This window comes from Lentisphaerota bacterium, from assembly GCA_016873675.1.
Taxonomy (GTDB): Bacteria; Verrucomicrobiota; Kiritimatiellia; order RFP12; family JAAYNR01; genus VGWG01.
On record VGWG01000124.1, the window covers coordinates 1 to 7,286 of the forward strand.

Annotated in this window: 4 protein-coding genes; all 4 read left to right on the forward strand. The window is 60.7% G+C overall.

All coding sequences use genetic code 11. From position 1 onward, the window contains the following. Nucleotides 1–355: 355 nt before the first annotated feature. Nucleotides 356–2,494, forward strand: a complete 2,139-nt coding sequence (locus tag FJ222_11225; GenBank protein MBM4164992.1) for a hypothetical protein — start codon at nt 356–358, stop codon at nt 2,492–2,494. A gap of 22 nt (nt 2,495–2,516) precedes the next feature. Next, on the forward strand, nt 2,517–4,103 hold the full coding sequence (locus FJ222_11230) for a hypothetical protein (GenBank protein MBM4164993.1): 1,587 nt from the start codon (nt 2,517–2,519) through the stop codon (nt 4,101–4,103). Nucleotides 4,104–4,470: 367 nt separating this feature from the next. Beyond that, nucleotides 4,471–5,871 (forward strand): hypothetical protein, encoded by a 1,401-nt coding sequence (locus FJ222_11235; protein MBM4164994.1) that lies wholly within the window; start codon nt 4,471–4,473, stop codon nt 5,869–5,871. A 90-nt stretch (nt 5,872–5,961) separates the two neighbouring features. Next, nucleotides 5,962–7,286, forward strand: a 1,325-nt coding sequence (locus FJ222_11240; protein MBM4164995.1) for a hypothetical protein, incomplete at its 3' end; no start/stop codon positions are given.

A 7,286-nucleotide genomic window follows, 5' to 3' on the forward strand; every position in this document is an offset into this window, starting at 1 on the left:
CGTTTACGTTGCCAGTGCACAGGGGGACGCATGGGCCGATCCCCAGGCGGAATTCCAGTCGTGCGTGCGCGCCGACCCGGTTTACCGGCTGCTGGGCGTGCCGGGATTGAACAGTCAGACCATGCCCGCTGTCGAGGCCCCGGTGCACGATGGCTCGATCGGTTATCACATGCGCTCCGGCAAACACAATCTCACGGAATACGATTGGACGTGTTTTATGGATTTTGCGGACAGGCATTGGAAAGCAGTCCGCGTAACGAACGGTCAAAAGAGCGTGGATGTGGACATGATATCCCCTCCACAACGGTAACCGTGAGGATGTCACCTCTCTCAAAAACGTCTGAATGGAGCCCTCATGAACCCTGTGGTTTTTGATTCGACCGGTTACCGGATAGGCGGTGTTTCGACACCCCTGATTTCTGGGGAGTTTCATTACTTTCGCGTGCCCAAGGCCGACTGGCGCAGGCGGATGCGCCTGTTCAAGGAGACCGGCGGCAATACGCTGAGTACGTACATCCCCTGGCTGCTGCACGAGCCGGAGGAAGGGCGGTTCGCCTGGGGCGGTGATGGTCTCGATCTGGAAGGGTTTCTGCAGGTGGCGCGCGAGGAAGGGCTGTACGTCATCGCGCGGCCCGGACCCTACCAGTACTCCGAGTTGATCTACGACGGCCTGCCCGGCTGGCTCTGCGAAAACTATCCGGAGGTGCTGGCGCGCAACCCGGAAGGTCAAATCCTCCGCAAGGCCTCGATCTCCTACGTCCATCCCCTGTTCTGGGACAAAGTGCGCCGCTGGTTCGATGCCGTCTGCCCCATCCTGGCGCGCTATTGCCTGACACCGTCAGGCGGCTCAGGTCCGATTGCGTTCATCCAGATCGATAATGAAATGGGTGGCGTTCACGAGTGGTTCGGCGGTCTGGACTACAATCCCGTTTCGATGGGCTTCGGTCAATCAGACGGCCGCTACCCCCTCTGGCTGCAGGCGCGCTATAGCGACATCCGCACGCTGAACACCCAGTACGGCACGCGCTACGCCTCGTTTGCGGAAGTCGAACCGTGCGGCGGTCAAGGCGTGTGCGTCATCCGTCGCCGGAAAGATTACTTCCATTTTTATCTCGGCACCATCGCCGCGTATGCCCGCTTTCTCACGGACCAGGTTCGGGCGCATCACATACAGACGCCCATTGTCCATAACTCAGCCCATCCCAACATGAACACGTATTTTCTGGAGACCGTCGCTGAGTTGGGAGACGGCTTTCTGCTCGGATCCGATCATTACTACAATCTCGGCCAGACCTGGCCGCAAAACAACCCCACCCCGCAATACGCCGTGCGTTGCCTGCTGTCGCTCGAAGAACTGCGCCTGATGGGATTCCCGCCCACGGTCTTCGAGTTGCCCGGCGGGAGCTGTGCCGACTGGCCGCCCTTGACCCCCTCGGATGCCCTGGCTTCCTACATGACCAACCTCGCCTTCGGGATGAAGGGCTTTAACTACTACATCTTTACAGGCGGACAAAACCCGCCCGCCGCAGGCGCCATGAGCGATATGTACGATTACAGCGCCGCCATTAGTCCAACCGGCGAAATCCGTCCGCTGTTGGCCGCTCAGAAAGCCTTCGGCCAAGCGATCACGGAACGGCCCTGGCTGGCGACGGCTGAGCGTGTGTGCGACTTTCGCATGGGCCTCGATCTGGAATACGCGCGGGCTTTGAAATATTGGCCGGATGAGGAACCCCGCCCCACCCCCAAAGAGGCGTGGGAGGCCATGCGGGCCGGTCCGTTGACCACCGCCCTATGTCTCGGCCTGTCGCCCGAGATGGTGCGGCTCGATGCGCCACTCGGCGCCCGGCTGCCCGGCCGCGGCACGAAACCGCTTCTGGTTGTCGCCGCCTGCAGCATGGCGGCCCGCAAGCAGCAAGCCATCGTCAACGAACTGAATGCAGGCGGGCATGCGCTGATCCTACCGGTGCTGCCATGGCTGGACGACCATCTGAACCCCTGCACAATCCTGTCGGATTATCTGGGTGCGCCAACGTTTAATCCGCCGCCGAAAAGCCCCCTGCGTCCCAGGGTTGCCGGTGTTGCCAACGTGCTGGGCAATGTGGCTGCCCTGTGGGAGCGGCTTCCGCCGGGAGCCGAAATTTTAGGCATGGAGGAACGTTCCGGAAAGCCATTGGCCTGGAGCTGGACTACGCCTGGCGGCGGCACGGTCATCGTCCTGGGCCTATCCTGGCAGCACAGCATGCGCGAACAGGAACAGATGTTGAAGAACCTGCTTGTTCGGCTCGGTTGTGAGCCTGCCGTACACGGCTCCAACCCGAACGTCTGGGTGACGGTCTGGACGGCGGGCCACAAGGCCGTGATCTTCTTGCTCAACCTGTTGTCCGCGCCGATGGAAACTGCCGTAAGCGTGACCCTTCCAGATGGTCGCCTACTGGATTTGGGGCGGCATAGACTCGACCCCGTGAGCGTCACGTTGATAGACAGAGACGTCTAGCACCCAACCAAGAAGAAAGCGTATGAAACAACCCAACGTCGTGTTCATCATCTCGGACGACACCAAGCACAAGTGGCTCTCCTCGTATCAGGGTAAACCGGAATGTCAGCCCCTGCCTGAACTGCGTGTGCCGACACCCAATATTGACCGGATTGCGAGCAGGGGCACGCGGTTCGACAATGCATTCTGCGCCTCGGCCACGTGTCAGCCGTCGCGGTATTCCTATCTGACCGGACGGTACGCCGGATCCAATCCCCATCCCCGCTTTCTGTCAAGATACCCTCGGACCCGACCGGCGAGCGTGGAGTTCAACGTGTACCTGAACGAGGACATCCCTTCGCAGGGCTTCTTGTTCGGGCAAGCGGGATACCGAACCGGCTTTGCGGGCAAATGGCACGCCAGTACGCTGGGTCCGGAAGATCGTCTGCCGGAGATTGACCCGGACGAAAAGCCGGACGCCCCCGGCATGGACCAGAAACTCCGCGCGCATCAGCAGGTGCTCTCCGAAAACATCAAGCGCACCGCAGGCTACGATTATGCCGAGGGGATCGTGTGGTGCAACAATAGCCCGGAGCCGCTGAAGGCGCTGGACACCCACCACATCGAATGGTCGATTCAGAAGGCGCTCGATTTTCTGGATACGTGCTCCGGCGACCGGCCGTTTGTGCTTCACTATGCCTCCACGTGCGTGCACGGCCCCAGTGCGTTAGCGGCCTTCGAGAAGGATCCGCGCTTCACGCTCGGCGGGAAGGTTGACACCGTGTGTGATGCGCTTCCGCCACGCACCGGCATTGTGGAAAGGCTCCAGACGGCCGGATGCAAGGTGAACCATCAGACAGCCAGCGCGCTCTGGTTGGACGACCAGATCGGCGCCATTCTCAACAAGCTGGAGGCGATGGGCGTAATCGACAACACGATCCTGGTTTTCTGCACGGACCACGGCGTGGAACCCGGAAAGACGACCTGTTACGAGCGCGGAATCAACGTGCCGTGCTTCATCGCCGCGCCGGGGATGAAAAAGGGGCATATTTCACGAATGATGGTCCAGAATATTGACATGCTCCCCACCCTGCTTGACCTGTGCGGCATCACGCACAAACTGGCGTTGGACGGAACCTCGTTGGCGCCGATCCTCAGGGGCGAGGAGCGGGAACTGCACAACGACCTCTTCTTCGAGTACGGCTATTTCCGGGCCGTACGCACGCCGGAGTTCAAGTACATCACGCTAAGGTATCCGGAACATGTCGTCGACAAGATGAAGCGCAAAGACCCCGACGCGGCCCCGAACCAGACCGACAGGTTCCAAGGCAACGCACAAGTCGCACTCTCGTATTACAAAGACTTCTTTGCCCCGGAACAGCTTTTCGACCTGAGAAACGACCCGTACGAAGATCACAACCTGGCGGATGATCCCGCGTATGCCACGACCCTGCGCGACATGCAGACGCGACTTGACCGGTATCTCGACGCGCAACCGCATCCGTACCCGCGGCAGGTTCCGGCATTCATGCGCACGCAGGAGTATCTGGACTTCGTCAAAACACGCGTGGACGCAGGCACCGGAATGATCTCCTGGTGGCATTTGTCGGCGCTGAAGGAAGTGCTTTAGCATCGTGCCTATGCCGCACCCAATAAGGCTGCACCGGCAACCCGATCAACGAGGAGAGACAGGACCCAGTCTTGTTCGGCTAATTCTCGCTGCGCGACGGATTCACCGCCGACCAACGGCACAGCTTCCAGGCGTGGACGCGCCGACTGGCCGACGCTCGTCAACACGATTCCGAAGGAACCCCTTTTCTTGCTTGCATCCGCCTCAATATTCGCCTATGCTCTGAGTGCTCATGCCTGTGTAATCGGCTTTTTCTCTGTCAGGCTTGTCGCACATGCAGGAGGTGACCTTGGGCCATGACTTTTTTAAGGCACCCGATGGTGCACGTGCTGGTCGCGCGCCGGCAATAATAAGGGGAGACATGAACATGAACAGGATGATTAAGCATAGCCGGGCGGCGAAAGCCACACGCTCGGTCCTTTCAACGGTTGCCGTGCTTGTGCTCACCGGAATGGCACAGGCCGGGTGGCACGACACCACCGACACCGTTACGATCGCGAATGTCAAAGCCACGCCGCGCGATGACAAGACCGCGACCCTGAGCTTCGACCTTTCCTGGGGGCGATCCTTTCGGCACGAGCTCAATCACGACGCGGTCTGGGTTTTCTTCAAGGTAAAGCCTGAAGGCCCCTCGACGGGGCTCGGGACAGGCGCTGCGGACCCCTCGACTTCGCTCGGGGCAGGCTGGCGTCATGTTCGGCTGGTTGCGGATAAAGTCCTGAACCCGACCGGTTACACCCAGGGGAATGGCACACCTGTCGAATTCCTCGTTCCGGATGGCGAAGAGGGTTTTCTCGGCGTATTCATCCGTCGTGCCGAGTTCGGGCAGGGTACCGTGATCGCCACCAATCTCACCGTAGTGTGCGACCTCACCGCGAAAGAACTTCAACCCGCTCCCCCGCTGATCTGCGCCACGGGCATCGAAATGGTTTACATCCCGAAGGGCTCTTTCCTGCTGGGTTTGGATGCTGCGGATGCCGATGCGTTCTTTCAGTACGTGGACGCTTCCAGCGAGGGCGAACCGTATCGTGTGACCGGTCCCGGCGCGATTCCAACCGGAAAACAGAAAGGCAAACTCTGGTCCGCCGGCACGGCGGCTCCGCTGGAGGATGGCGGCGAAATACCGGCCGCCTATCCGAAAGGTTATGCCGCCTTCTACTGCATGAAGACCATGGTCAAACGCGGCCATTACGGTAATTTTCTGATCACGATTCCCGAAGCGGAGTCCCAAAAGTACACCCCACCAGACGCCAAGCATGAATACACAATGCCCGCAAACATGCCCGCCGGCAACCTCACCTTCCAAAAAGGGGGGCGTAAGGAAGGTTATGAGCACCTCAGGCATGAAGAGGACGATTCGCGCTGGCCATTAGTAGCGGCCTTCGCGGCTTGGGCCGGACTGCGGCCGATGACCGAAATGGAATACGAGAAGTTTTCCCGCGGGCCCATTGACGAGGGATGGGAGACGGGAAATCACGGAATCTCGCACAACTCCTACTGGGGCGCCTATGACGCCAACCGGTGGAAGTCCGCGTCCGAGCGCGTTGTCACGGCGGGTAATGACAAAGGCCGCAGCTTCAAGGGGACGCACGGCAACGGAACAACCGTCATCCCTGCTGACTGGCCGCAAGATGACGCCGTGGGTGTTGGAACGCGCGGCGGACACGAGTACAGAAACCCCTCGTGCCGCAGCGCGGCCGCAGAACTAGTCGTTAGAGGTCCGAAATGGCGCGGAGTGCGGAATGCGCCGAAAGAAGCGGGGCAGTAGGAGAAGGGGTCAGAAGTCAGAGATCAAATCGAATGCGGCCGACTGCTATCGGCAGCTATCGACAGGAATCGAAAAACATAAGGAAAGACCATGAAGAAGCTATTGCCACTTGCCGTTGTATTGCTGCTTGCCGTTTTGCCCGTCTTGGCGTCCGACGCCCGTTTCAAGGGGACCGGCAAGGCGGACCCGATCCGCGTCACTGACGCGCGACTGATCGCCAGTTCAGATGCGGGCCAGAGCGCCATCACTTTCGACATCGCCTGGGACTGGTCCTGGCGGGCGGCGTGGGAGGAACCGGCCGCGCGCACCGGCGACCAGGCACCGCTGAAATTGGAGAGCTGGGATGCGGCGTGGGTGTTCGCCAAGATCAAGATGCCCGGCAAGGATGTCTGGCAGCATGCGACGCTCAGCACGGACGCTTCACGCCATACCGTTCCGGCGGGCGTCTCATTGGAGTTGGGTCTGTCCGACGCCCCGGAGTCTGGCGTAACCGGCGTCACGCGCGGCATCGGCGCTTTCATATTCCGGAGCGCGCCGGGTCAGGGGCCGAACGTCTGGAAGGGGGTCACGCTGAGTTGCACCGATGTTCCCGCCGATGCCGAAGTCCGCGTATTCGCCCTGCCCATGGTCTATGTGCCCTCCGGCGCGTTCTGGGCCGGTGATGGGTCCACGACCACGAACCGCATCAAAGGCCAATTCTCCGCCGGCACAAGCACGAAGCCGTTCCGCATCACCGGCGAGCAAGCGCTCGCGCTGGGCGGAGAGGCCGAATCGAACCTGGGTAACCGTAATGCGGCAGGAATGAGCAACAGGAGAGCGGCAGAGGATTTCAACGTCCGCTTTACCGAACGACTTGGCTCACGCTTCCCCAAAGGTTATGCGGCGTTCTACTGCATGCGCACCGAACTGACCCAACAGCACTATGTGGATTTTCTCAACACCCTCACCTACAAGCAGCAGGCGGCGCGCATGGCCGACAAACCCTCCTCACCCGCCAAGAAGATCGGGCCCTCATCCGGAAAGCTCAGCGAGGCTGATCGCCGCGTCGTCATCGTCACCTCCGGAATCGCCGACTCGACCAGTAAGACGATCATCGATCGCGGAACGTTTACCGCATCAGGCGACGTTCCAATAGCGGGAAAGCCGGCCCTGTACGGGGCCCCTTCGCCGGATCTGCCCTGCAACAACATACTGATGACAGACGGCGCGGCGTACATGGCCTGGGCCGGGCTGCGCCCTATGACCGAGTTGGAATTCGAAAAGGCCTGCCGCGGGCCGCTCCTGCCGGTCCCGGATGAGTATGCCTGGGGAACGGCCGACATCGCCGGTATGGACGGCAAAGGCGCCTATACGATTAAGAACGCCGGCATGCCTGACGAGACCGTCGTTTGGGAAGGCGAAGGCGGCCCGGATGC

Excerpts from the sequence above, each read along its gene's own strand:
- FJ222_11225 (MBM4164992.1), top strand. The coding sequence starts at position 356 with ATGAACCCTGTGGTTTTTGATTCGACCGGTTACCGGATAGGCGGTGTT.
- FJ222_11230 (MBM4164993.1), top strand. The coding sequence starts at position 2,517 with ATGAAACAACCCAACGTCGTGTTCATCATCTCGGACGACACCAAGCAC.
- FJ222_11235 (MBM4164994.1), top strand. The coding sequence starts at position 4,471 with ATGAACAGGATGATTAAGCATAGCCGGGCGGCGAAAGCCACACGCTCG.